This is a genomic window from Rhodococcus sp. IEGM 1370, from assembly GCF_033142325.1.
GTDB lineage: Bacteria > Actinomycetota > Actinomycetes > Mycobacteriales > Mycobacteriaceae > Rhodococcoides.
Genome location: NZ_JAWLRY010000006.1, coordinates 139,613 through 163,118, shown reverse-complemented (window position 1 = coordinate 163,118; position 23,506 = coordinate 139,613). Strand labels below are relative to the sequence as shown.

The 23,506-nt window shown below is 64.8% G+C and carries 24 protein-coding genes; 13 read left to right on the top strand and 11 right to left on the bottom strand.

Going from position 1 to position 23,506, the window contains the following annotated elements:
* The first annotated feature begins 9 nt into the window (after positions 1–9).
* Together R4P47_RS11445 and R4P47_RS11440 are read left to right on the top strand one after the other, a co-directional pair.
* The gene (locus R4P47_RS11445) at positions 10–1,500 is read left to right on the top strand and encodes a glycosyltransferase (protein ID WP_269596255.1); all 1,491 of its coding nucleotides are present in this window, start codon (positions 10–12) and stop codon (positions 1,498–1,500) included.
* Positions 1,497–3,143 (top strand): glycosyltransferase family 39 protein, encoded by a 1,647-nt coding sequence (locus tag R4P47_RS11440; RefSeq protein ID WP_317784785.1) that lies wholly within the window; start codon positions 1,497–1,499, stop codon positions 3,141–3,143. Before R4P47_RS11445 ends, R4P47_RS11440 begins: the two co-directional genes overlap by 4 nt.
* A gap of 10 nt (positions 3,144–3,153) precedes the next feature.
* Here R4P47_RS11440 and R4P47_RS11435 read toward each other — a convergent pair whose 3' ends face one another.
* The 4 genes from R4P47_RS11435 to R4P47_RS11420 all read right to left on the bottom strand — a co-directional run bounded on the left by R4P47_RS11435 (position 3,154) and on the right by R4P47_RS11420 (position 7,105).
* Positions 3,154–3,882: an amino acid ABC transporter ATP-binding protein gene (locus tag R4P47_RS11435; protein ID WP_068047565.1), complete on the bottom strand. Its 729-nt coding sequence runs from the start codon at positions 3,880–3,882 to the stop codon at positions 3,154–3,156.
* A 1-nt stretch (position 3,883) separates the two neighbouring features.
* Entirely contained in the window at positions 3,884–5,692 is a 1,809-nt protein-coding gene (locus R4P47_RS11430) for an ABC transporter substrate-binding protein/permease (RefSeq protein ID WP_269596244.1), read from the bottom strand.
* 86 nt (positions 5,693–5,778) lie between these two features.
* Positions 5,779–6,549, bottom strand: coding sequence for an LLM class F420-dependent oxidoreductase (locus tag R4P47_RS11425; RefSeq protein WP_269596245.1), 771 nt, complete (start codon positions 6,547–6,549; stop codon positions 5,779–5,781).
* A gap of 46 nt (positions 6,550–6,595) precedes the next feature.
* Positions 6,596–7,105 (bottom strand): TIGR04338 family metallohydrolase, encoded by a 510-nt coding sequence (locus R4P47_RS11420; RefSeq protein ID WP_269596246.1) that lies wholly within the window; start codon positions 7,103–7,105, stop codon positions 6,596–6,598.
* 98 nt (positions 7,106–7,203) lie between these two features.
* On the opposite strand from R4P47_RS11420, the gene R4P47_RS11415 reads away from it, so the two are divergent.
* The 6 genes from R4P47_RS11415 to R4P47_RS11390 all read left to right on the top strand — a co-directional run bounded on the left by R4P47_RS11415 (position 7,204) and on the right by R4P47_RS11390 (position 14,357).
* On the top strand, positions 7,204–7,929 hold the full coding sequence (locus R4P47_RS11415; RefSeq protein ID WP_269596247.1) for an ATP-binding cassette domain-containing protein: 726 nt from the start codon (positions 7,204–7,206) through the stop codon (positions 7,927–7,929).
* The gene (locus tag R4P47_RS11410) at positions 7,926–8,672 is read left to right on the top strand and encodes an ABC transporter ATP-binding protein (protein ID WP_269596248.1); all 747 of its coding nucleotides are present in this window, start codon (positions 7,926–7,928) and stop codon (positions 8,670–8,672) included. The genes R4P47_RS11415 and R4P47_RS11410 overlap by 4 nt, the downstream gene beginning before the upstream one ends.
* Complete coding sequence (locus R4P47_RS11405; protein WP_269596249.1) at positions 8,669–10,183, top strand: ABC transporter substrate-binding protein; 1,515 nt, start codon at positions 8,669–8,671, stop codon at positions 10,181–10,183. Before R4P47_RS11410 ends, R4P47_RS11405 begins: the two co-directional genes overlap by 4 nt.
* Before the next feature lie 3 nt (positions 10,184–10,186).
* Positions 10,187–11,938 carry an ABC transporter permease subunit gene (locus R4P47_RS11400; RefSeq protein WP_269596250.1) on the top strand — a complete coding sequence of 584 codons (1,752 nt, stop codon included), beginning with the start codon at positions 10,187–10,189 and terminating at the stop codon, positions 11,936–11,938.
* Entirely contained in the window at positions 11,935–13,200 is a 1,266-nt protein-coding gene (locus R4P47_RS11395; protein ID WP_317784784.1) for an MFS transporter, read from the top strand. Before R4P47_RS11400 ends, R4P47_RS11395 begins: the two co-directional genes overlap by 4 nt.
* Before the next feature lie 344 nt (positions 13,201–13,544).
* Entirely contained in the window at positions 13,545–14,357 is an 813-nt protein-coding gene (locus R4P47_RS11390) for a MerR family transcriptional regulator (protein ID WP_317784783.1), read from the top strand.
* Here R4P47_RS11390 and R4P47_RS11385 read toward each other — a convergent pair whose 3' ends face one another.
* Positions 14,358–15,176, bottom strand: coding sequence for a DUF2786 domain-containing protein (locus tag R4P47_RS11385; protein ID WP_094668539.1), 819 nt, complete (start codon positions 15,174–15,176; stop codon positions 14,358–14,360).
* A 189-nt stretch (positions 15,177–15,365) separates the two neighbouring features.
* Here R4P47_RS11385 and R4P47_RS11380 point away from each other — a divergent pair, with 189 nt between their 5' ends.
* The 4 genes from R4P47_RS11380 to R4P47_RS11365 are packed head-to-tail and all read left to right on the top strand — an operon-like array spanning position 15,366 to position 18,695.
* Positions 15,366–16,646, top strand: a complete 1,281-nt coding sequence (locus R4P47_RS11380) for an ABC transporter substrate-binding protein (protein WP_317784782.1) — start codon at positions 15,366–15,368, stop codon at positions 16,644–16,646.
* 14 nt (positions 16,647–16,660) lie between these two features.
* On the top strand, positions 16,661–17,707 hold the full coding sequence (locus R4P47_RS11375; RefSeq protein WP_317784781.1) for a sugar ABC transporter permease: 1,047 nt from the start codon (positions 16,661–16,663) through the stop codon (positions 17,705–17,707).
* Positions 17,704–18,525: a carbohydrate ABC transporter permease gene (locus tag R4P47_RS11370; protein ID WP_068047507.1), complete on the top strand. Its 822-nt coding sequence runs from the start codon at positions 17,704–17,706 to the stop codon at positions 18,523–18,525. The genes R4P47_RS11375 and R4P47_RS11370 overlap by 4 nt, the downstream gene beginning before the upstream one ends.
* Positions 18,522–18,695 (top strand): hypothetical protein, encoded by a 174-nt coding sequence (locus tag R4P47_RS11365; protein WP_176460445.1) that lies wholly within the window; start codon positions 18,522–18,524, stop codon positions 18,693–18,695. Before R4P47_RS11370 ends, R4P47_RS11365 begins: the two co-directional genes overlap by 4 nt.
* Positions 18,696–18,698: 3 nt before the next feature.
* Here the strand turns inward: R4P47_RS11365 and R4P47_RS11360 are convergent, their stop codons facing one another.
* From R4P47_RS11360 to R4P47_RS11345, 4 genes are all read right to left on the bottom strand, one after another.
* Complete coding sequence (locus R4P47_RS11360; RefSeq protein ID WP_317784780.1) at positions 18,699–19,424, bottom strand: peroxiredoxin; 726 nt, start codon at positions 19,422–19,424, stop codon at positions 18,699–18,701.
* Between the two features lie 47 nt (positions 19,425–19,471).
* Positions 19,472–19,840: a DUF5313 family protein gene (locus tag R4P47_RS11355; RefSeq protein WP_068047505.1), complete on the bottom strand. Its 369-nt coding sequence runs from the start codon at positions 19,838–19,840 to the stop codon at positions 19,472–19,474.
* Positions 19,841–19,928: 88 nt separating this feature from the next.
* Complete coding sequence (locus R4P47_RS11350; protein ID WP_317784779.1) at positions 19,929–20,816, bottom strand: LysR family transcriptional regulator; 888 nt, start codon at positions 20,814–20,816, stop codon at positions 19,929–19,931.
* Positions 20,807–21,226: an MmcQ/YjbR family DNA-binding protein gene (locus tag R4P47_RS11345; protein ID WP_316631460.1), complete on the bottom strand. Its 420-nt coding sequence runs from the start codon at positions 21,224–21,226 to the stop codon at positions 20,807–20,809. The genes R4P47_RS11350 and R4P47_RS11345 overlap by 10 nt, the downstream gene beginning before the upstream one ends.
* A gap of 108 nt (positions 21,227–21,334) precedes the next feature.
* Between R4P47_RS11345 and R4P47_RS11340 the strand changes: the two genes are divergently transcribed.
* Positions 21,335–21,685: a nuclear transport factor 2 family protein gene (locus R4P47_RS11340; RefSeq protein ID WP_317784778.1), complete on the top strand. Its 351-nt coding sequence runs from the start codon at positions 21,335–21,337 to the stop codon at positions 21,683–21,685.
* 141 nt (positions 21,686–21,826) lie between these two features.
* Here R4P47_RS11340 and R4P47_RS11335 read toward each other — a convergent pair whose 3' ends face one another.
* On the bottom strand, positions 21,827–22,909 hold the full coding sequence (locus R4P47_RS11335; protein WP_027495057.1) for an inositol-3-phosphate synthase: 1,083 nt from the start codon (positions 22,907–22,909) through the stop codon (positions 21,827–21,829).
* The gene (locus R4P47_RS11330; RefSeq protein ID WP_068047497.1) at positions 22,902–23,492 is read right to left on the bottom strand and encodes a PadR family transcriptional regulator; all 591 of its coding nucleotides are present in this window, start codon (positions 23,490–23,492) and stop codon (positions 22,902–22,904) included. The genes R4P47_RS11335 and R4P47_RS11330 overlap by 8 nt, the downstream gene beginning before the upstream one ends.
* Positions 23,493–23,506 lie beyond the last annotated feature (14 nt).

Sequence of the window (23,506 nt, the reverse complement as noted above, 5' to 3'; positions counted from 1 at the left end):
ACAACTCCCATGGAGAGACGACCGACGCCCCCGCGTGTCGGAACGGAAACCGACGAGTTCCGAGCAGCTGCGCTCTACGACGCGATCAACGGATTGGCCGATCGAAATCCGCTGGCGTCGGCTGCAATTGCTTTCGTTCCCTGGCAGAAGTACACAGCGATCGGGGCTGCGCTGTTGCTCCTCGCTTGCGGAGTGTTCGCCCCGGTCGGGACGCTGCTCGCGGTCACGGTCGTCTGCACCATCGGATATCTGCTGGCGATGATCGACCGCCTACTGTTGTTCTCCCGTGGTCTGGACGCGTCGGCGATCGTCACGGTGACCGACGAGGAGGCCAGGGCCGTTCCCGACGATCGGTTGCCGTACTACACCATTCTGGTTCCGGCGTACGACGAGCCGGAAGTGGTGGGTGACCTCATCGCGGCGATGACCGGCCTCGACTATCCCGCCGACAAGCTGCAGGTTCTGTTGCTGCTCGAAGAGGACGACGAGGTCACCATCGAGGCGGCCGCGCGTAGCGGCGTCAGCGATTCGGTGGACGTGGTCCTGGTGCCCGCAGGCGACCCTCGCACCAAGCCGAAAGCATGCAACTACGGATTGCATTTCGCCACCGGGACGATCGTGACGATTTTCGATGCCGAGGATCTGCCCGAGCGACTGCAACTGCGTCGCGTCGTCGCTGCTTTCGAGCGGCTCCCCGACACCGTCGCGTGTGTGCAGGCGAAGTTGGCGTTCCACAACGGTTCTCAGAATCTGCTGACCGGGTGGTTCACCGCGGACTACGCACTGTGGTTCGGGTATCTGCTGCCCGGTCTGATGGCCAGCACCTCGCCGATTCCCCTCGGCGGAACCTCGAATCATCTGCGCCGCGATGTCATCGACGAGGTGGGGGCCTGGGACGGCTTCAACGTCACCGAGGACGCCGATCTCGGTGTGCGCATCGCGGCCTCGGGCTACTCGACGGCGGTGCTGGACTCCACCACTCTCGAAGAGGCCAACAGCGATCCGATCAACTGGGTTCGCCAGCGCTCTCGTTGGTACAAGGGCTATCTGCAGACGTGGTTGGTGCACATGCGCAGACCGGTCTCTACGGTTCGTGCCCTCGGCCCGGTCGGCACCTACCGCTTCACCTTGTTGCTCGCGGGAACACCGATCACCGCATGCATCAACATGGTCTTCTGGTTCAACACGGCGGCATGGATTCTCGGTCAGCCGGCATTGGTGGCCGAGCTCTTTCCGCCCTACATCTACTACTTCTCGTTGCTGTCTCTGGTGGTGGGCAACATCGCCACGGTGTACATGTACCTCATCGCGAGCCGAGAGAGCGACAACGCGTACCTGCTCGTTCCCAGCCTCACGATGCCCCTGTACTGGGTGATGATGAGCGTGGCCGCCATCAAGGGGTGTTGGCAGTTGGTTCGCAATCCGTCGTACTGGGAGAAGACGTTCCACGGCCTGTCCGGCCCGGCCGCGCCGCCGGTCGGCGAAGAGCAGAACACGTGAATCGGCGCACCCCCTGGATCGTGTTCGGCAGCGCGCTGGCGGGCTACCTGGCGGTGGGGCTGACTCTGAGCATGCGTTTCGGCTATCTCCTCGGCGACGCACTGTCGCGAACCTCGGCCGCGCAGGCGGTGCTGCTCAGCCGTGATCCGCACGTGTCGGCCATCGGCTTCATCTTCACGCTGTTGACCGCCCTCGCGCAGTTGCCCATGGTCGCGTTCGCATCGTGGTGGCCGGCGATCACCCGGTGGAACATCTCGGGCATCGCGGTGTCGGCGGTGTTCATGGCCGGTGCAGTGGTGATGATCCACGGGATCTGCCGAGACCGCGGACTTCCCGGCCGATACAGCCTCCTGCTCACCGTCGTCTTCGCGATCAACCCGATGATCGTCTTCTACGGAGCCAACGGCATGAGCGAGGCAGGCTTCCTGTTCTTCCTCTGCTGGGCTGTACGACGGTTGATTCGATGGATGAACACCGACGACGTTCACGATCTCCTGTTGGCCTGCGTCGCATTGGCTCTCGCCTTCCTCGCTCGCTACGAGGGCGTCGTCCCGATAGCTCTGGCCGCGGTACTGGTGGCGGTCGTGACGGCTCTTCGTCAGGGCCGGCCGTATTGGAAAAGCATGCGCCGCAGAGCAATTCTGGACGCAGTACTCGTGGCAGGGCCCGGCACGGCAGTGTTTCTGGTGTGGATCAGCACGAGCTGGCTGATCACCGGCGAGGCGCTCGCCCAGCTGTCCTCGAGCTACGGAAACGCCGCGATTCTGACGCAGTCCGGCGGGTCCAGCGGCGACCTGATCGGCACCGGCCTGTTCTCGCTCGGTGCCGTCGTCGTGCTGGGACCGGCGTTGCTGGTGACGCTACCGCTGGCCGCGATGCTGGCGCTGCGTCGCCGAGACCTCGAATTCCTTGTGGCACCATTGCTTTTCGGTGGGGTGCTCGGCTTCCAGGCCGCAAGCTACATCACCGGTTCGACGTTCGGCTTCCTGCGATTCTTCATCTGTGCCGTTCCATTGGCCGCAGTCGTTGTGGTGCAACTGTTCCCGGCCACCGGAGAACGGCCGACCCGGCGCGCAGGGGCCTACCGACGGCACCGCCCGGTGCTCGCGCCGCTGCGTCCTGCCGCCGCGGCGGTGGCACTGACGGTCTGTGCGCTGGCTCTTCCGGTCACGGGGTGGGCGATGGTGCAGCCGGGGTTGTCCAGTCAGCAATACGCCCTCGGCAGTCTCCTCGACGAAAATCCTCGGGCCGACGATCCCCAGGCGATCGCGGCCCGTCGAGTCATCGATTCCTTCTCCACCGAACGTCGACTGGCGTCGTACCTCGACGGCCAGAACCTCCCGGAGGGGTCGATCCTCCTCGACACCGTCTACGGGTTCGCCGTCGTGGCAGCGTCGGAACACCCGAAGCGGTTCGTGGTTCCGTCCGACCTGGACTTCACCGAGATCCTCAACAACCCGGCATCGGCGGGCGTGCAGTATCTGCTGACGGTGCCCAACGAGGGCCGCGGAGTGTCCGACGCGGTCAACCGGCGATATCCGACGATCTACGACAACGGAGCCGACCTGTATCCACTCGTTCTCGAAGTTCCGAACGACGGTGCAGATCAACCGGATTGGCGTCTGTACCGGGTACCGAGTTGACCGATGCTCGCTACAGCACCTGCGACAGAAACGTTTTCAGTCGATCGGTGTGCGGATCGTCGAACAACTGCTCCGGCGTTCCGGTTTCGACGGCGCTGCCGTGATCCATGAACAGCACCCTGTTGGACACCGATCGCGCGAAGCCCATTTCGTGGGTCACCACGACCATGGTCATTCCGCCCTTCGCGAGGTCGGCCATCAGTGCCAGCACACCTTTCACCAATTCGGGGTCCAGAGCGGAGGTGGCCTCGTCGAAGAACATCACCTCGGGCTTCATGGCGAGGGCCCGAGCGATGGCGACGCGCTGCTGCTGGCCACCGGACAGGTTGCCCGGACGCGAATCCGCCTTGTCGGTCAGTCCCACCAGCTCGAGCTGATCCATCGCCGCCGCACGAGCCGCCTCCTTGGACAGACCGAGCAGCTTGCGCGGGCCCAGAGCGATGTTGTCCGCAACGGTCTTGTGCGGAAACAGGTTGAACTGCTGGAACACCATGCCGATGCGCTGACGCAGCTCGTCGGGGTTGTCCTTCAGCACCGACTTGCCGTCGAGCAGGATGTCGCCCTGTTCGGGCTCGTGCAGTCGATTGAGAGCACGCAGCAGCGTCGACTTGCCCGACCCCGACGGCCCGATGACCGTCGTCGTCGTGCCGGCCGGAACGTCGATGCTCACCCCGCGCAGGACCTTGTTGGTGCCGAAGGACAGGTGAATGTCCTTGCCTACGAGCGAAACAGAAGTCATGTCAGCCTCTTTCCACGACGACGGCCTGCTCGACCGGGTCCAGCGTCTGCTCGGCTTTGCCGGTGCGCAGTCGCTTGTCGATGTAGTTCACGAGATGGGTGAGCGGCACGGTCAGCACCAGGTAGAACAATCCGGCGGCGACGAGCGGGGACAGATTTCCGGTCTGTGCGTTGAGATCTCGACCGACGGCGAACAGTTCGCGTTGAGTGGCGAGCAGTCCGAGGAAGTAGATCAGCGACGAGTCCTTGATCAGTGAGATGAACTGGTTCATCAGCGCCGGCAGAACGCGTCGGACACCCTGTGGGACGACGACTAGGTTCATCGACCGGCGACGGCTGAAGCCCAGTGCCCGCGCAGCTTCCATCTGACCGGCCTCGACGCTCTGGATGCCGGATCGGAAGATCTCACCGATGTACGCGGCGGCGAGCAGTGACAGTGCCGCGGCGCCGAGCCAGTACGGATTGCCGCCGGTCACCCCCTGCACCACCGGTCCGATTCCGAGTCCGATGATCAGAATGATGACCACGGCGGGCAATCCGCGGAAGATGTCGGTGTAGACGCGCGCCGGCCAGCGCAGCCAGCGGGTGCGAGACAGCCCGGCCAGGGCCAGCAACATGCCCAGGACCGTACCGATGATGCCCGACGCCAACGCCAGAATCAGCGTGTTGGGCAGGCCCACCTTGAACAGGTCCGGGATGGCGGACTTGTACAGCGACCAGTCGAAGAACGTATCCGCCAGCTGTGCCAGCGTGGATTTGGGTTGAACGGCAACGGCTTCGGGAGCGTCGGCGTCGTTCTGTGCCGCGATGGCAGCGAAGTCGGGTAGCTCCGGCTCGGGGGCGGCCTTGCTGCCCGGCTTGAAGCCGTCGGGCAGTTCGCGCGGTACCCAGTCGGAGTACAGGGTGGCCCAGGTGCCGTCAGCGATCACCGCGTCGAGACCGGAGTTCAATGCGTCGATCAGCGGTTGATTGTCGCGAGCGACGGCCCAGCCGACGAAGTTGTTCAGCGAGAACGTGTTCTGCGTGATCGCGGTGCCGTCTTCCGGCTTGACCAAGCCCTCCGCCTGCTGGGACGGGGCCACCCAGGCGTCGATCTGACCGGTCCGCAGGTTCGCGTACGCGGTGTTGTAATCCGGGAACTTCACCGGATCGAGGCCGAGTGTGTTCACCACGTAGTCGTCCTGCACGGTGCCCTGCACGACGCCGATCCTGCTGCCTGCGTTCAGGTCCTCGAACCGGCTGATCGGGCCGCCGGTGGTGGCCACGAGGGAGAAGTAGCCGAAGTCGTATCCGTTGGTGAATCCGACGGTGTTGCGTCGCTCGTCCGTCGTCGTGATCGAGGACGACCCGACGTCGAAACGGCGGCCCGCAACCTGCGCGAGCAGACCCGAGAACTCGGTGCCCGAGAAGTTGATCTGCAGACCGAGCTTCTCGGCAACGGCCTTCAGCAACTCGTTGTCGTACCCGGTGTACTGACCGGCCGAGTCCAGGCAGATGCTCGGCGGCGCATCGGACAGGGTTCCGACGGTCAGCACTCCCGGCGTCGCCAATCCGAGGGACGCGGTGTCGATCCGGTCCAGCGGCGTGACATTGTCCGTCGTGTATCTGTCCTCCGTCGCGGCTGCTGCGGCAGCGTCGAAGTTCGTCGGGGTGGACGACGCACTGTCGACTCCGGGAGGGGCGCACAGGTCGGTCGGACCTGCCGCCGCCTGATCATCGGAATTCGACGTGCCACACGCGGCGAGCGTGAGGGCCATCAACAGTCCGAGAACGAGAACCACGAGCGCGCGTGAGGCGCGTACGGCAACCATGTACAAAACCCTAAGCGGACCAGGGCCCACTCACCCAAACGCGCCACGCGCAAGGGTTTCGCTCAGCGAACTGGAGTGACGTGTGACTACTTGTGCGCGTCCCGCCACGCGATGGCCTGGCCGAGTTCGGCCAGGTCGTACTCGGGTCCGTTGACGCCGACGGTGAACAGGGTGGCTCCGGCGTCGACGAAGTCCTGGGCGGTGTCCGCTCCCGGCCACGCGACCGAGCGGGTGATGACCGAGACGTCGCGTCCGACGGTGGTGCCGTGCTCGGCAAGGATCTCGGACTTGCGCTTCAGCGCCTCGAGGTCGGCGAAGCTGTGCCAGATGTGCGCGTACTCGGCCACCATCTTCAGCGTCTTCTTCTCTCCGCCGCCGCCGATGAGGATCGGGATGTCGCGGGTCGGGGCCGGGTTTCCGACGTCGAGGCGGTGGCGGATTCTGGCGAGGCTCTCTTTCAGCAAGGCCAGTCGCGAACCGGCCGTGCCGAACTCGTACCCGAAGTTGTCGTAGTCCTTCTCGTTCCAACCGGCGCCGATGCCGAGGATCAACCGTCCGCCGCTGATGTGGTCGACGGTGCGCGCCATATCGGCCAACAGGTCCGGATTGCGGTAGCCGCCGCCGGTGACGAGTGCGCCGATCTCGACGTTCGATGTCTGCTCGGCCCAGGCCCCGAGCATCGTCCAGCACTCGAAGTGCGCACCGTCGAGGTCGCCGTACAGCGGATAGAAGTGGTCCCAGTTGAAGACGATGTCGACGCCCGCATCCTCCGAGCGCAACACCGCGTCGCGGATCAACTGATAGTCGGGAGCGTGCTGGGGCTGAAGCTGAACACCGATCTTGACGGTCATGGACATCTCCTCGTCGTGTGGGCTGCGTCTCCCATGATGCACCCGAACGGCATCAGCCGATGCGGACGCCGCTCTCGGCCATCATCGCGCGCAGGACGAACCCGGCCTCCGAGCCGACGATCTCGCCGACGAGAGTGATGTAGCGGTCGACGAATGCGCCGCCGTGTTGTTCCTCGTTCTCGTCGGCGAAGTGGTGCGCGAGCTCGTGCAACACCACCAGTTCCCGCAACGCCCACGCCCTGTTGCCCCTGTGCAGGGGCACTGCGATGGTGGCGGTGTCCGATTCGTAGTGCGCCGCAGCCGAACCCGATCGGGCTCGAACGGTGACCACACGACCGGCATCGGGCCACGTTGCGGCCACCCAATCCAGCCGCAGCACCGCATCGACGTACGTCTGTACCGAGTCGAGGGAGGCGAACTTTCGTTCGATCGGCAGCGTGATCTGGGAACCCAACACCTGCACCACGCGAAGGCCCCGCTCCTCGGCGCGATCGAACATGGTGCGGACCAGTTGTTCTGCGTCGTAGACGGCCGCTCGTTGCGTGTCCCTCGCCCTGCTCATCCGGTCAGCCTAATTTGTGTCGTCGTTCGAACTCGCCTACAGTCATCTATCGACAACGATTGTCGAAGTCGTTCCCATTTCTATCCTCAGGAGAATCCGTGCTCGCCGTCGATGACCTCTGCATCGACGCCGGACGCGCGCGGATCGTCCGGAACGTGTCCTTCGAGATTCCCGACGGCCGACGCCTGGGCCTGCTCGGCGCGTCCGGATCAGGAAAGTCGCTGATCGCCTCGGCGTTGGTCGGAGCGCTCCCGCCGGGCATCACCTGCACCGGCCGCATCGTCGTCGACGGCCACGACGTCGCCGGAGTTCCGACGCCCCGCCGGCCACGCCCCGCCCGCCCGGCGATGGTCTTCCAGGATTCGGCCACCGCACTGAACCCGATGGTCACCGTCGGCAAACAACTCCGCACACCCGACGCCTCCGCGCTGCTCGAGCGCGTGGGACTGCGCGACACCGAACGCATCCTGGCCTCGCACCCGCTCGAGCTGTCCGGTGGCCAGCGTCAACGCGTCTGTATCGCAGTCGCATTGGCGCGTGAGAGCCCGCTGGTGATCGCGGACGAGCCCACGACGGCCCTCGACGTGATCAGTCAGGCGCGGGTGCTCGACGCTCTCCGTGAGGTGGCGTCGCTGCTGCTGATCACGCACGACATCGCCGTCGCCGCGCAGCTGTGCGATCACCTGATGGTTCTCGACTCGGGGAAGGTCGTCGAATCCGGTTCCACGGCAGCAATTCTCGAGCGCCCGGAATCCGAGCTCGTGGTGCGCATGCTCGATCGGGCCCGCGCCGCCGATCCGTTTCGTCAGCTGGTCGCGCCATGACGGGCTTGGTGGCCACGGACATCACGCGCACCTACGTACGGCACGGCTCTTCTCGTACCGCGCTGGACGCCGTCTCGTTCACGCTGCCACCGGCCGCTCGCATCGCCGTCGTCGGCGAATCGGGTTCGGGAAAGACGACGTTGCTGCGCATGCTGTTGGCGCTGGATGTGCCCTCCGGAGGGGCCATCGAATTGGACGCCCGCACAGTACGTCCGGGTTCCGCGCGATCGCTGCGGTGGTTTCGCACACTCGTGCAGTACGTACCCCAGGATCCGGCCACCAGCCTCGATCCACGCCGCAGTGTGCTGGATCTGGTGGCGACGCCGCTTCGACTTCTCGGCGTCGACGGCGATCATCGAGCGAAAGCGGGTGCCGCACTCGCCGCTGTCGGGCTGGACGAGCGTTATCTGCAACGCCGACCGACGGAACTGTCCGGTGGTCAGAATCAACGCGTCGCCATCGCGCGCGCGGTGGCATGCGAACCGCAGTATCTGCTGGCGGACGAGCCGGTCAGCGGACTGGACCCGGATCTGCGTGAGCAGGTCCTCGCGGTCCTGGCCGGACTGCCCAGCGCGTTGCTGATCGTGAGCCACGACCTGTCTGCGGTCGCTCGACTCTGCAGCGACGTATCGGTGATGCACGACGGCAGAATCGTCGAAACCGGCAGCGTACGAGACATTCTCACCGAACCACAGCACTCCTACACCCGAGACCTGATCGACGCCGTACCCCGGCTTGCATGACCACCACAGGAGATTCATTGACCACCACTCTGTTGTCTACCAACGTGTTCCGTATCGGCACCCTGGCAGCGGTAGGCACCCTCACGCTCACCGGCTGCTTCTCTTCGGGTGCTGCCGACGACACCGCAGATCGAGCCCGCGTGGCGATGCTGCAACCGCCGCGCTCGGGGCTCTCGCAGTTCAGCGATGATGCCTTCAAGCTTTCGCGCTGGTCCACCGCCGAAACCCTCGTCACCCTCGATGATCTCGGCGACGCCGAGCCCGCGCTGGCCACCGCCTGGAATCGCGTCGACGACCGGACCTGGAGTTTCGACCTCCGACCCGACGTGAGGTTCCACAACGGTGCGCCACTCGACTCCGCTGCCGTCGTCACCGCACTGACTGCTGCCACTACCGCCGCGCCGAAGCCGCGCATCCTCGACGGGGTCGAGCTGACGGTGACCGCCACCGACGACGACACGGTGGAGGTGTCCACCGAGGACGTCGATCCTTTGGTGCCGCAACGACTCTCGAGCCCGCAGCTCGCCATCCTGGCACCCGCGGCCTACTCTGCAGGCGGCAGCGACCCCGTCGGAACCGGCACCGGACCTTTCGTGCTCACCACAGTGAACGGCACGGTCAGTGCCACGCTGGACCGCAACGAGAACTACTGGGGTGAGCCCGCGAAGCTCGCCGGCATCGACGTCGACTTCGTGCCCGACGGTACGGCCCGAGCAGCAGCGCTACGTAACGGCACCGCCGATGTGGTGGAGGCGATTCCGGTGTCGCAGGCCGCCAACATCGACCAGTCGCTGGTGCACGAGGTTCCGATGCCGCGCACCAACACCCTGTACCTGAACACGTCGTCCGGAGTGTTCGCGGACCCCGCCATGCGCGCCGCCGCACGGGAGTCGGTGGACAAGGATCGTCTGGTCGAGCAGGTGTACGAGGGTCGCGCCGACGCTGCGAACGGATTGCTCGGCCCCGCGCTGCCGTGGGCGGCGGACCGTCCGGCGCGCACCGAGACCTCGGCGGGCGATGCCACCGGCAAGAAGATCACCCTCGCCACGTTCACCGACCGCGCCGAACTTCCCGAGGTCGCCGTGCTGCTGCAGCAGGAACTCGAGGCGAAGGGCTTCGTGGTCGAGCAGGTGGTGCGCGAATACCAGTTCATCGAAACCGACGCGCTCAGTGGTGCATTCGATGCCTTCATCCTCTCCCGCGCCACCGTCCTCGACTCCGGTGACCCGGTGGCATACATGTACTCCGACTTCGCCTGCGAGGGATCGTTCAACATCTCCCAGTTCTGCGACCCGCAGGTCGACGCGGCGCTGGCTGATGCCTCGGCCACCGAACCAGGAGACGACCGCCGCGCCGCGATCCTGGACGCCGAGAAGCTCATCCTGGAGAAGGATGCGGCCGTGCCGATGCTGCACGAACGCGTCATCCAGGGTGAATCCGAAGGCCTCACCGGTGTCGCCCGCGATCCGCGGGAACGCACGCTCATCACCAACCAGACCGCCTTCGAGTAAGCAGTGAGAACAGCGGTCTCGCGGCTGGTTGCCGTCGCCGGTGTGGTCCTCCTCGTCGGGATGCTGCCGTGGTTGTCGAATCGCGATCCGGCACTGAGCATTCTGCGAGCTCGCTCGGCCGAACAGGAAGCAACCCCGGAGGCCCTGGCGGCCATTCGCCGCGACCTCGGGCTCGATGCCGGGCCGCTGCGGATGTTCTGGGACTGGCTCACCGGCATCGCGTCGGGCAATCCCGGAACATCGTGGAACACCGGCAAGCCCGTACTGCCCGGTGCTCTGGATGCATTGACGGTCTCGCTCACCCTCATGGGCTTCGCCATGCTGGTTGCGGTCGTCACGGCCGCCCTGGTCGTGCTCCCCAGCGTGCGGGCGGGATTGAGCGGCACCCCGAAGCGAACCGGAGGTGGCGTCGCCGCAGCAATCACGTCGATGCCGGAGTTTCTGCTCGCGTCGGTGCTGGTCCTCGTCGGAGCCGTGTGGTTGTCGTTCCCGGCGTACGGCTGGAACGGCCCGGAGTACGCGGTGTTGCCTGCACTCGCGCTCGGGTTGCCTGCAGGCGGGCTGATCGGACGCCTTCTCGCCGACGCGATCGCCGTCACCTTCACCGAGGGCTGGGTCATCACGTGGACGGTCGCAGGCTTCTCGCGGCGGCAGATCGCCGGTGCGGTTCTGCGACGTGCCCTCCCCGGGCTCGCCTCGCAGATCGGGCTGATCATGGTCGCCATGACCGGTGGCGCAGTGGCCGTCGAAAAGGTCTTCGCCATACCGGGATTGGGCCGCACCACTCTCGGCGATGCGCAATCACAGGATCTTCCCGCCCTGCAGATCGACATCATCCTTCTGCTGGCTGTCAGCGCCGTCCTCGGGATCACGGCAGAATTGGCCCGACGGCTACTGCTCGGCAGCGCACTGCACGAGAAGGCGATGCCCATCCCGTCCGGCGTCTTCCACCCGTCACCCCGGCGTTGGGTGGTGCCGATCGCGGCGGCGTCGGTCCTGCTGATCATGGTCGTGGCCGGACTCCCACGCGACGGCCAGGCGACGACGCGGGAGAAGTTCGCAGCCCCGTCATCGGCACACCCCTTCGGTACGGACGCGTCGGGTCGAGATCTGTTGGCCCGCGTCGCCGACGGCGCACTGCGCTCCATCGGACTCTCGCTGGCGGTGACGTTCGCGGCCCTGGTGGTCGGCGTGCTGCTGGGACTGATTCCGCGGGCCTCGCGTGGTCTCGTCGAGGTCACCAATGCGGCCCCGCCCGTCGTCACCGGCATTCTCATCGCGGCGATCTGGGGTCCGAGTGCAGGCGGGGCGGCCGTTGCCGTTCTCATCGTCACGTGGGCTCCGCTCGCCGCGCACACGGCCGCCCTGGTCGAGGAGACTCGTGCCCGGCCGTACATCTCCATTCTGCCGACACTCGGGGCAGGCAATGCGCGAATCCTGTTCGGGTCCATCGTGCCCAGCGTCGTTCCGGTAGTGCTGCGGCACGCCATGATTCGGCTTCCCGGTGTCGCTCTTGCTCTCGCGGCCCTCGGATTCCTCGGCCTCGGTCCGCAACCCCCCACTGCGGATTGGGGATTGATACTGTCCGACGGGGTCGCCGCCGTCGAGAGGGCACCGTGGGTCACCGCCGCTCCCCTCGGTTCCTTGATCGCACTCGCCGTTCTCGCAGTCTCGCTCGCCGGTGCCACCTCGGGACGCGTGCGCAAGACCGGTAGCGTCATCGAGAAAGTCGACGCAGGAGGGCGCAGTACGTGAGCACGAGGACCGACGGATCGCCGACGCGGTGGCGGTGGTCGTTTCTGGTCGATCTGCGGCGGGCCACCCCCACCGTCCGCTTGCTCGTCCTCACTCAAATGACCTTCAACATCGGCTTTTTCATGGTGTTGCCGTATCTGTCGGTGCATCTGACGAGCGACCTCGGGCTCGGTGCCGCGGTCGTCGGAGTGGTTCTCGGAATCAGAACGTTCTCGCAGCAGGGACTGTTCTTCGTCGGTGGCACCCTCGCCGATCGGTGGGGTATCAAGCCGGTCGTTCTCGTCGGCTGTGTTCTGCGGGTGCTGGGATTTGTCGGTCTCGCCTTCGCCGATTCGCTACCTGCCGTGTTGATCGCGACGGTGATGGTGGGATTTGCAGCCGCATTGTTCTCCCCTGCAGTCGAATCCGCAGTGGCGATCGAGGCGGGCAAGAGCGAACGCGACGGCGGACCCACGCGCGTGGAGAGCTTCGCGCTGATGTCGGTGTGCAGCCAGATCGGTTCGTTCACCGGCCCGCTCGTCGGATCGGTGTTGCTGCTCGTCGATTTCAGGATCGCGTGCCTCGTGGCCGCGGCGATCTTCGTTCTGGTCGTCGCCGCTCACGTGCGGTGGCTGCCGCGTGAGCGCGGCGAACATCGCGACGACCCATGGCTCTCGGGCTGGACCGACGTGGTGCGCAACCGAACCTTCGTGCTGTTCGCGGTGGCGATGAGCGCGCAGTTGGTGACCTACAACCAGCTGTACCTGCTGCTGCCCCTCGAGGTCGAACGCGCCTGGGGTTCGCAGACGGTGCTGGGGTGGTTCTTCGCGATCTCGGCAGTACTGGTGGTATCTGCGCAACTGCCCATCACCCGACGCGTCGCCGCGGTATCACCGAGGACCACGCTGCCGATCGGATTCGCCGTCATGGCAGTTTCTTTCGCCCTGGTCGCGGTATTCAGTCCCTTCGAGTTGGAAGGTCTGGTCGGTCTCGTCCCGGCCGCCCTGTTCGTTCTGCTGCTGGCGCTGGGGCAGATGATCGCTATGCCGCAGGCCAGGGATCTGGTGCCGCGTATGGCCGCCGAACGTCGACTGGGTTCGTACTACGGCTTCATGGCCTCGCTCGGGGGCATCGGAGTGCTCATCGGATCGACCGCACTCGGTGTGGTGATCGACGCCTCCCCCGACACCGGCTGGGGTGCGGCCATCCCCTGGCTGGTCGCGGCCCTGTTCCCCATCGCCAGTGTCATCGGACTGCGCGTGGTGCTCGCTCGCCTCGACTGACCTGAGCCCGTCGCCCCTGAGTCCGTCGGCCCTGAGCCCGTCGGCCCTGACCCCGTCGCCCCCGGAGTTCCCGCCGCCCCCGAGTCCCCCCCGCCCCCGAGCCCCCACCTCCGGAGTCCCCCCACCCCCGAGTCCCCGCAAATGCGCGCGCGTTTGTCATACGCGAGCAGATTCGTCTCCGATTCGACGCGATTCCCCGCGCACCTGGCGAATGCGCACGCATTTGCGACCGGCCCCGGCTACACCCGAATCCGCAGCACCGAAACTCGGCCGTGAACCGAGTGTCACCCCTGTCCCAAGGCAAGAGTTCACTCTCCCGCAGGGGGAGGGGTCAGAATGTCGACATGAACGGTTTGCTGACGATCGGTGAGTTCTCTCGGATCACGCACCTGTCGGTCAAGACGCTGCGGCGCTATCACGAGTCGGGTCTGCTCGAGCCTGCGACCGTCGACGACTACTCCGGCTATCGGTACTACGACACCGATCAGGTTGCGACGGCGCAGGTCATCAGGCGGTTCCGCAGTATGCAGATGCCCGAGCGTGAGGTACGGGCGATCGTCACCACACCTGATCCCGACGCCCGAGCCCGACTGATCACCGAGCACCTCACTCGGCTCGAGCGGCAGTTGGACGACACCCGATCAGCGGTCACGGCCCTGCGGCGACTCATCGATCCGACGCCACCGACCATCGAGGTTCGACGCATACTCACCGTAGAGTGCTCTGTCGCAGCAATTTCCGAGATGGTCGACGCGTCCGAGGTGCTGAATTGGTACTCCGACGCGATGGCCGAGATCGACGCAGCTGCTTACGAAACCACCGGACCTCCGGGTGGGTTGTACGACAACGAGTTGTTCACCGAGGGCCGCGGCGTCATGACGGTGTACGTGCCCACGCTGGATCCGTTGTCCGTCAACAGAATTCGGTCGATGACGCTGCAGCCGACCGAACTCGCAGTAACGGTTCATCACGGGCCGCACGACGATATCGACGTCACTTACGGCGCTCTGGGGATCTACGTGGAGACCAACGGCCTGGCCATTGTGGGGCCTGTTCGTGAGGTCTATGTCGTCGGGCCACGTGATACCGAGGATTCGTCGCTGTGGCGCACGGAAATTGGATGGCCGGTGTTTGCGGCATCGCCGCGAACTCGGTAGTCAGCGACCCAACTGCCGGCTCGCGGCGTCGATTTCGGCATGACCGCCGATCTTCGCGTTTCGCCCCGCTCGATCTCCGGCCTTTCGGGCACCCTCGGAGTAGCCGGCGTTCGCGCTCTGGCCGCGCCAGTGTCCGCGCGCGGTCGAGGTCTGCCGGTAGTAGTCGCGGAGTTCGATCTCTTTGTTGCGCAACACCAGCGCCGTACCGGCGCCCTGCTGTTCCTGTGCGATGGCCTTGGCCTCGGTGTCCTTCTTCACGTCACCGAGTCGTTGACCGATGCGCGACGCGAATGCGGTCTGGAAGTTCAGCCGCGCCGTCACCGCAGCGACGGGCACTTCCTCACGCCGGGTGTAGCGTCGGCGATTCTTGATCTCGGTGACGGTGCGGATGGCCGTCTCGGATTTGTAGGCACCGGACTTGATGTACGCGTCGGAGGCTCGCACCATCTGGATCAGCAGCGAGGAGTAGAGGGCTTCGGTGGTCTCGATGTCGGAGTCGAAACCGTAGGCGAACACCTGCGTCGACGATCGGGACACATCGCATTGGACGTCGTTGGCGTGCGCGATGGACACGAACAGGTGCACGTAGGTCTTGAGTCCACGCTTGCCCGGTTCTCCGATGGGGATCACCTTCTGGCTGGGTGTTGCCTGCCGTTCCCGCGACGCGCTGTGCGAACGAGCCACTGCCAGATCGACCGACGCCGACGTGGCCAGACGCTGAGCTGCCTCCATGAAGGCCTCGGCCTCGTGTGGATTGTCGGTGGACTCGGCCTGGCGCAGCAGCCCGCCGATCCGCGTCAGCATCTTGTCCGAACTCATGAGCGAAAGGCTACCGGCCCCTTACGACACGTCCTGGTTGACCGATTCAGGAACGCAATAACGACCACTGCGCGGTGCGATGTGTGCCACAGTACCCATCGACATATGTGTCGGGGGGAGCATCACAGCGAGATTCTGCGTGCCCATCTCCGGGCTCATACCACCGCGTAGAAGTAAGTGGAGAGAACAATGGCGTCTTTGATCACGAAGGTGGCGGTGGTTGCAACGGCAGCCACGCTGCTGACGCTCACCGGATGTTCGAGCGACAGCGGCTCGGGCGGCGATTCGGGTGCTGCATCCGAAAATGCCGACGGCCGTGGACCTATCACCTATGTAGAGGGCCAGGACACCACCGAGACCGGTGTCGTCCAGCAGATCATCTCGGAGTGGAACTCCAGCCACCCCGACGAGCAGGTCACCTTCAAGGAGCAGTCCGCCGACGCCGATCAGGCCCACGACGACTTCGTCCAGCAGCTGCAGGCTCAGCAGAGCGATTACGACGTGATGGCACTCGACGTCGTCTGGACCGCCGAATTCGCGGCCAAGGGCTGGCTCGTGCCGCTCGAGGGCGAATTCGCGCTCGACAACGCAGGCGTTCTGCCCGCGACCGTTGCCAGCGCGACCTACAACGGCACGCAGTACGCCGCACCGAAGAACACCAACGGCGGACTGCTCTACTACCGCAGTGATCTGCTCCCCGAGGCGCCCACCACCTGGGCCGAGCTCACCGAGGACTGCCAGGTCGCCCGGAACAACAACATCGACTGCTACGCCGGACAATTCGCCCCGTACGAAGGTCTGACGGCCAATGCGTCGGAGATCATCAACGCGCACGGCGGATCCATCGTGGACGAGGACGGCAAGACCCCCACCGTCGACAGCCCGGAGGCGAGGGCAGGACTGCAGACCCTCGTCACCGCGTTCGAGACCGGCGTCATTCCGGCTCAGGACACCACGTTCAAGGAATCCGAGAGCCAGCAGGCATTCCAGGACGGTCAGACCTTGTTCCTGCGCAACTGGCCGTACGTCTACGGCACCGCGGCCGAGGAAGGTTCGGCTGTGGCCGGAAAGTACTCGGTCGCACCGCTTCCCGGAGTCACCGGAGTCGGCACCTCGACGCTCGGCGGATACAACGCCGCGATCAGCGCGTACTCCGAGAACAAGGCCACCGCTGCCGACTTCCTGCGATTCCTGCAGGGCGAGCAGGCTCAGCGCATCATCGCCGAGGGTGCACTGCCGCCCGTGCTCGCATCGCTGTACGACGACCCCGCACTGATCGCCGCGATGCCGTACCTTCCCGCACTGAAGGAATCCATCGAGAATGCAGTTCCGCGTCCCGTAACCCCGTTCTACCCGGCCGTATCGAAGGCCGTGCAGGACAACGTGTCTGCCGCGATCAAGGGTGAGAAGAACGTGGACCAGGCGATCACGGACATGCAGGCCGGTATCGAAACCGCCGGCGCCAACTGATTTCGGGAGAACCAATGGCTGTACCTGCTGGTGTGACCAGTGGGGCCGGCGCAACCACCGCGGCCGGGGGCTCGTCCCCCGGCCGCGGTCGGCATGTGCGGTCCAAGAACAAACGCTTCGGCCTGACGCAGGGTCGGGCCTGGCTGTTGATCGCACCGACGATGGTGATCCTCGCGATCGTCATCGTCTACCCGGTGATCCGAGCCCTGGTGATGTCCTTCTCCAAGGATCCCGGTCTCGATCCCGCTACCGGCATGTTCGTCTCCGGCGGTTCTGCCGGTTTCGCCAATTACACGCATTGGATACTGCAGCAATGCACGTCGGCGTCGGGCACGCTGGTGCCCTGCCCGCCGGGAACTCTCGGTTCTCAGTTCTGGGGCGCGGTCGGCAACACCGCGTTCTTCACCGTCGTGACGGTGTCCATCGAGGTGGTCATCGGCTTCGCCATGGCCGTGATCATGGGCAAGACCTTCGCCGGACGGGCCCTGCTGCGCGCCGCGATCCTGATTCCGTGGGCTATCCCGACGGCGGTCACGGCCAAGCTCTGGTACTTCATCTTCGCGTACGACGGTATCGCCAATCGCATTCTGGGAACGAACATTCTGTGGACCGGGGACGCGTGGCCCGCGCGTTTCGCGGTGATCATCGCCGACGTGTGGAAGACGACGCCGTTCATGGCGCTGCTGATTCTGGCCGGGCTGCAGATGATTCCGGCGGACGTCTACGAGGCAGCTCGCGTCGACGGTGCGTCGGCATGGCAGCGGTTCACCAAGATCACGCTGCCACTGGTCAAGCCCGCGTTGATGGTCGCGATTCTGTTCCGCACCATGGATGCGCTGCGGATGTACGACCTTCCCGCCATCCTCACCGAGGGCAATCCCGCCACGCGAACCATCTCGATCCTGGTGGTGGAGCAGATCCGGCAGGGATTCAACAGCGCTGCGTCACTGTCGACCATCTCGTTCGTCATGATCTTCGTCGTGGCGTTCATCCTGGTCAAGTTCCTCGGTGCCAATGCCGTTGCCACTCAGGACAATCAGCGTAAGGGGGCCGGCCGATGAAGCAGGCCCGCATCTATCTCGGCGTCGTCGTGATTCTCGTGTGGGGACTGGCACCGTTCTACTGGATGGTCGTCACCGCGTTCCGCGACCCGCGCTACACCTTCGACACGACGCCGTGGCCGACGCATGTCACGTGGGAAAATTTCGAAAACGCCCTGTCGACCGCGAACGGCAACAACTTTCTGCGGGCGGTGGGCAACAGCCTCATCGTCGGCGGAGCGACCACGCTGATCGCACTGACCATCGGCATCTTCACTGCATATGCACTCTCGCGCATCGACTTTCGCTTCAAGTACGTGGTGACGGGCATCATCCTGGGCGCCTCGATGTTCCCGGTCGTCGCGCTGGTCACCCCGCTGTTCCAGTTCTTCACCAACATCGGGTGGATCGGCAGCTATCAGGCCATGATCATCCCGAACATCTCGTTCGTACTGCCGTTGACGATCTACACGCTGGCAGCGTTCTTCGCCGAATTGCCCTGGGAGCTCGAAGAAGCCGCCCGGATCGACGGCGCCGGACGCTTCCAGGCCTTCCGATTGGTGATGCTTCCACTTGCCGCACCTGCCCTGTTCACCACCGCCATCCTCGCGTTCATCGCCGCGGTGAACGAGTACCTGCTGGCGAGTCAGCTCTCGAGTGACAGCACCGAGCCGGTGACCGTGGCCATCGCGCGGTTCACCGGCAACGATCCGCTGGTGGTGCCGTATGCCGCAATCATGGCCGCCGGGACGATCGTGGCCATCCCGTTGGTGATCATGGTGCTGCTGTTCCAACGCCGCATCATCTCCGGCTTGACCGCAGGCGGCGTCAAGTCGTGACGGCACAGGATCATCTGCAGCTGCTGGCGGGCATTCTGGGATTCTTCGCGCTGGTGGCTCTCGGGTTCGCGGTCGCCGGGATCATCGGGGGTGATCCCGGCGTACTGCCGTCGCTGGCGCTGCTGGGTCTGCTTGTCGCACTGTGGTTCACCGTCAAGAAGATTCGCTGACTCTCAGCGTGCGCGGATGGCACCTTCGATGTCTTCGGCGCTGATCGACCGTGTGCAGAAGAACCAATCCTGGCATTCCACGTCGGAATCGGTACCGTCCATTCGGTCCGCGGCAGTACCGCACGAACCGGCCGGTGGCACGATGACCGGATCGCCCGGGCGCCAATCTGCCGGCGTCGCAACGTCGAATGCGTCTGCGGTCTGCAGTGCCTTGATCAGACGCAGGATCTCGTCGAAGTTCCGACCGGTGCTCAGCGGGTAGTAGATGACTGCGCGCACCACACTCTTCGGGTCCACGACGAACACCGCCCGCACTGCCTTCGACGAACTCTCGCCGGGCATGATCATGCCGTACGCGCGGGCGATGTCCATCGAGATGTCCTCGACCAAAGGAAATTCGACCTCGATGCCGGACATCCCGTTGAAACTGATCTTGTCCTTGATCGTGCGCAACCACGCTATATGGCTGTACAGACCATCGATCGACAGTCCGACCAATTCGGTGTTGTACTCGCGCAATTCGTCGGACATGGCGGCGAATGTGATGAACTCACTGGTGCAGACGGGTGTGAAATCTGCGGGGTGCGAGAAGAATATGACCCATTTTCCGCGGTAGTCGGCGGGGAAGTCGATGGGCCCTTGCGTGGTGACTGCGGTGAACGACGGCGCGCGGTCTCCGATTCGTGGCATTCCGACGTCGGTCGCGGGCTCTGTCTGGGTGCTGGTCATGGTTGCCTCGTCCTGTGCTGTTTTCGGTCGGGTATCGGGTGTGGTGGTCACGGGTGCCTGTAGTTGGCCTCGTAGGTCTTGCGGTCGCGTTCCGCACTGGGCGTCGCGCGTGGAATCGAGGCTGCGTCGATCCCGTGTTGCCCGAGCCGGAACGCGCGATAGATCAGATGCAGTGCCGAGGCGAAGTAGACGACCGGGACGAAGATCAGCATCATCATCAGGCCCGCAATCCAGTTCGGCCCTGGAAACAGGAGGAACAGCAAGAGCACGGCGGCCAGTGGAACGAGGAATCGGGCCAGATAGCGCGGAGTGGATCCACGTCCGGTCAGGTCGTGGAGGACCCAATCCCGTAGGTCGTCCGGGAGGACGCCGCCGACGTCGTAGCGAAGACGCTGACCGAAGGTGGGAGTTTTCATGTCTTCGACCGTAGGTTCGCAGGTGCGCGCGGCGCTGGGGTAGGAAGTCCCGACCTGTGCGCCGAACGACTCCGGTTCTCGATCCGGTTCAGATCGCGGTGGAACCGAAGGCATCCTGTGCCATCGAGACCAACCTCGCCGACGCGGCGTTCGGTTTCGGGGTCCAGACGAGAGCCAACAGCGCTGCCGTGGTCGAGTCCGCCAGCTCCACAACAGTCAGTCGATCGCCGTAGGTATCGATCATCGATGCGCTCAGGATCGCCACTCCTACACCGCGCGCAGCGAGGTCGGCGACTGCGTCGGGAGCGCTGGCCTGCAACGTGATCGACGGCGACAGTCCCGCTCCGGCGCAGTCACGGTCGAACACCGCCCGCACTCCGGTACCCACGGGAAGCGAGACGATCGGGTAGTGATTCACCTGCGCCAACGTCGCCCGCTCGAGCGATGCCAACGGATGGTTCGGTGCCACGGCCGCGCAGATTCGCTCCTCGATGATCACCATCGATTCCAGTCCGTCCGGGGCCCGAGCCGCGACGCCGACGAGTGCGAGATCCAGTTCCCCGGAGCGCACATCGGATACCAGACGGTCCGAATTCCCCTCCTGCAGAGCAAGTTCGACGCCAGGATACGTGGAACGGAAGCGGGCCAACGCGTCGAACAGTTGTGGGACGGTGCACGCGGTCACCATGCCGATCCGTACCGATCCGCGTAGAAGTCCGGCAACATCGTCGACGGATTGCCGAACCGAGTCGGCGGCGGCCAGAGTCGCACGGGCGTGTGTCAGCGCGGCCTGGCCTGCGGTGGTCAATGTTGCTGTGCCGCCGGATCTGTCGATCAATTCGGCACCGAGTTCTCGTTCGAGCGCGCGGATCTGGGCGCTGACGCCGGATTGGCTGATGTGAACTCGGGCCGCGGCGCGCGTGAAGTTCGCTTCCTCGGCCACCGCGACGAAGTACTCCAGCTGCCTCAGTTCCACTGCTGAACACCCAGATTCGGACCCTCGCCGGCGTCGAGTCTGGCGACGTTCCGCTTCGGGGCAGTGATGCGGTAACTGCAGTCGATCAGTTCGGCGGCCTCGGCCCAGACGTCGTCATCGGCGTCGGAGAGGTCGAAGCCCACCCAGCCGGCCGGGCCGAGGTAAGCGGGGTGGAAGTACCGGGGTTCGAGCTCGCAGGCACGCTGTTCCTCGGCGCTCTCGCATTTGACCAGGATCGAGAGGTCGTGTTGGTCGCCGCCTTTGACGCCACCGCCGAAGTACACGAAGACCGAGGACGTACGGAAGGTAGGCCGTCCATGGGAGATCTTCTCGGACACCTCGGGATAGGCGAAGGCCAGCGCGCGGACGCGTTCGAGGACCGGATGCTTGGACGTGGGATCGATGGCCACGAGCACACGATAGCGCGCTAGCTTCAGCTGCGGCTATGAGTAGAACTTCTGATGATCATCGGAATCAACTGTTGGACTTCTGACCCGGTGCGCTCGAGACTCGATGTCATGACACGGGCACCGAAAGAAGTTGCCGCGACCTACTTCGAGGCTTGGAAAAGCAAGGACTTCGACACTCTGGCGTCGATCCTGCACGAGGACGCGTCATTCAGGGGACCACTGGGCACAGCGGCCAACGGCGCGGAATGTGTGGCGGGATTGAAAGGAATGTCGGAGATCGTCACCGACATCGATATCGCCCACGTCTTCGTGGACGGCCCCAACGTACTGACGTGGTTCGATCTGCACACGTCGATCGCCTCCCCGGCAAGCACCGCCAATTGGCAGCGAATCGAGGACGGAACAATCAGGGAAATCCGGGTGACATTCGATCCACGAGAAATCACCGCGGCGGGATAGACGAACGCCCACCGGTCCACTCAACGTGACATTCAGTGACCTTTTGGGGGGTCAATGTCACATCGAGTGGACCGGTGGGCGGGGGCAGTGGCGCGGATGAGTGCCGTCGCAGGCGCTCAGTCACATCACTGTCGCAGGCATTTATGCGTCGATGATGAACGCTTCGAGTTGCTCGCGAGCGACGTCGTCGGCCAGCTGCTTCGGCGGGCTCTTCATCAGGTAGGCCGAAGCCGGGATGACCGGTCCACCGATGCCGCGGTCCTTGGCGATTTTCGCGGCGCGGACTGCGTCGATGATGACGCCTGCGGAGTTGGGCGAGTCCCATACTTCGAGCTTGTACTCGAGGCTCAGGGGAACGTCACCGAAGGCGCGGCCTTCGAGGCGGACGTAGGCCCACTTGCGGTCGTCGAGCCAGCCGACGTGGTCGGACGGTCCGATGTGGACGTCCTTGGCGTTGAATTCCTTCTGCAGGTTCGACGTGACGGCCTGGGTCTTGGAGATCTTCTTCGACTCGAGGCGGGTGCGCTCGAGCATGTTGAGGAAGTCCATGTTGCCGCCGACGTTGAGCTGCATGGTGCGGTCGAGCTGCACGCCGCGGTCTTCGAAGAGCTTGGCCATGACGCGGTGGGTGATGGTGGCACCGACCTGGCTCTTGATGTCGTCGCCGACGATGGGGACGCCAGCGTCCTCGAACTTCTTGGCCCAGACGGGATCGCTGGCGATGAAGACGGGGAGGGCGTTGACGAAGGCGACGCCTGCGTCGATGGCTGCCTGTGCGTAGAACTTGTCGGCTTCTTCGGATCCGACGGGCAGGTAGGACACGAGGACGTCGACCTTGGCGTCACGCAGTGCCTGTGCGACGTCGACTGCTTCGCCGTCGGCTTCGGTGATGGTCTCGCGGTAGTACTTGCCGAGGCCGTCCAGGGTCGGTCCGCGGAGGACGTGGACGTCCTTCGGGGGTACGTCGGCGATCTTGATGGTGTTGTTCTCGCTGGAGAAGATGGCCTCGGAGAGATCGAAGCCGACCTTCTTGGCGTCCACGTCGAACGCGGCGACGAACTCGACGTCGCGGACGTGGTACTTGCCGAACATGACGTGCATGAGGCCGGGGACGGTGGCGTTCTCGTCCGCGTCCTTGTAGTACTCGACACCCTGGACCAGGGATGAGGCGCAGTTGCCCACACCCACAATGGCCACGCGGATTGCGTTGTTGTTCTCACCCATGGTCGGGTTCTCCTTCTGTCTTGACTGTCCTGTTTGGTGCTGTGCGGGACGGTGCTGGGTTGGGGTCGGCCTGCTCGGCTGCGATGACTTCGTTGAGCCAGCGCACCTCGCGTTCGCTCGATTCGAGACCGAGCTGGTGTAGCTGCCTGGTGTAGCGGTCGAGTGTCCCGTTCGCCTTGGCCACAGCGTCGCGGAGGCCTTCTCGGCGCTCCTCGACCTGGCGACGTCTGCCTTCGAGAATGCGGACTCGAGCTTCCGCGGGAGTCCGACTGAAGAAGGCAAGATGTACGCCGAATCCGTCGTCGGTGTAGTTCTGCGGTCCGGTGTCGGCCACCAGTTCGGCAAATCGTTCCCTGCCGAGCGGGGTGAGCTGATACACCCGTTTTGCTCGTCTCTTCACGAGCAAGTCGGGACCGGCGTCCTCGGCGATGAGACCGTCGGTTTGCAGTCGACGGAGTGCCGGGTACAGCGATCCGTACGAAAACGCTCGAAAAGCTCCGAGCAGGCCGGTCAGCCGCTTGCGGAGCTCGTAACCGTGCATGGGTGATTCGAGAAGCAGTCCGAGAATTGCGAGCTCGAGCATGCAACTCCCCCTTC

Coding starts and splice junctions, on each gene's coding strand:
- R4P47_RS11420 (WP_269596246.1), bottom strand. CDS start 7,105: ATGAGCAGGGCGAGGGACACGCAACGAGCGGCCGTCTACGACGCAGAA.
- R4P47_RS11330 (WP_068047497.1), bottom strand. CDS start 23,492: ATGCTCGAGCTCGCAATTCTCGGACTGCTTCTCGAATCACCCATGCAC.
- R4P47_RS11340 (WP_317784778.1), top strand. CDS start 21,335: ATGACACGGGCACCGAAAGAAGTTGCCGCGACCTACTTCGAGGCTTGG.
- R4P47_RS11355 (WP_068047505.1), bottom strand. CDS start 19,840: ATGAAAACTCCCACCTTCGGTCAGCGTCTTCGCTACGACGTCGGCGGC.
- R4P47_RS11385 (WP_094668539.1), bottom strand. CDS start 15,176: ATGAGTTCGGACAAGATGCTGACGCGGATCGGCGGGCTGCTGCGCCAG.
- R4P47_RS11405 (WP_269596249.1), top strand. CDS start 8,669: ATGACCACCACAGGAGATTCATTGACCACCACTCTGTTGTCTACCAAC.
- R4P47_RS11435 (WP_068047565.1), bottom strand. CDS start 3,882: ATGACTTCTGTTTCGCTCGTAGGCAAGGACATTCACCTGTCCTTCGGC.
- R4P47_RS11370 (WP_068047507.1), top strand. CDS start 17,704: ATGAAGCAGGCCCGCATCTATCTCGGCGTCGTCGTGATTCTCGTGTGG.
- R4P47_RS11430 (WP_269596244.1), bottom strand. CDS start 5,692: ATGGTTGCCGTACGCGCCTCACGCGCGCTCGTGGTTCTCGTTCTCGGA.
- R4P47_RS11335 (WP_027495057.1), bottom strand. CDS start 22,909: ATGGGTGAGAACAACAACGCAATCCGCGTGGCCATTGTGGGTGTGGGC.
- R4P47_RS11425 (WP_269596245.1), bottom strand. CDS start 6,549: ATGTCCATGACCGTCAAGATCGGTGTTCAGCTTCAGCCCCAGCACGCT.
- R4P47_RS11375 (WP_317784781.1), top strand. CDS start 16,661: ATGGCTGTACCTGCTGGTGTGACCAGTGGGGCCGGCGCAACCACCGCG.
- R4P47_RS11445 (WP_269596255.1), top strand. CDS start 10: ATGGAGAGACGACCGACGCCCCCGCGTGTCGGAACGGAAACCGACGAG.
- R4P47_RS11410 (WP_269596248.1), top strand. CDS start 7,926: ATGACGGGCTTGGTGGCCACGGACATCACGCGCACCTACGTACGGCAC.
- R4P47_RS11390 (WP_317784783.1), top strand. CDS start 13,545: ATGAACGGTTTGCTGACGATCGGTGAGTTCTCTCGGATCACGCACCTG.
- R4P47_RS11380 (WP_317784782.1), top strand. CDS start 15,366: ATGGCGTCTTTGATCACGAAGGTGGCGGTGGTTGCAACGGCAGCCACG.
- R4P47_RS11360 (WP_317784780.1), bottom strand. CDS start 19,424: ATGACCAGCACCCAGACAGAGCCCGCGACCGACGTCGGAATGCCACGA.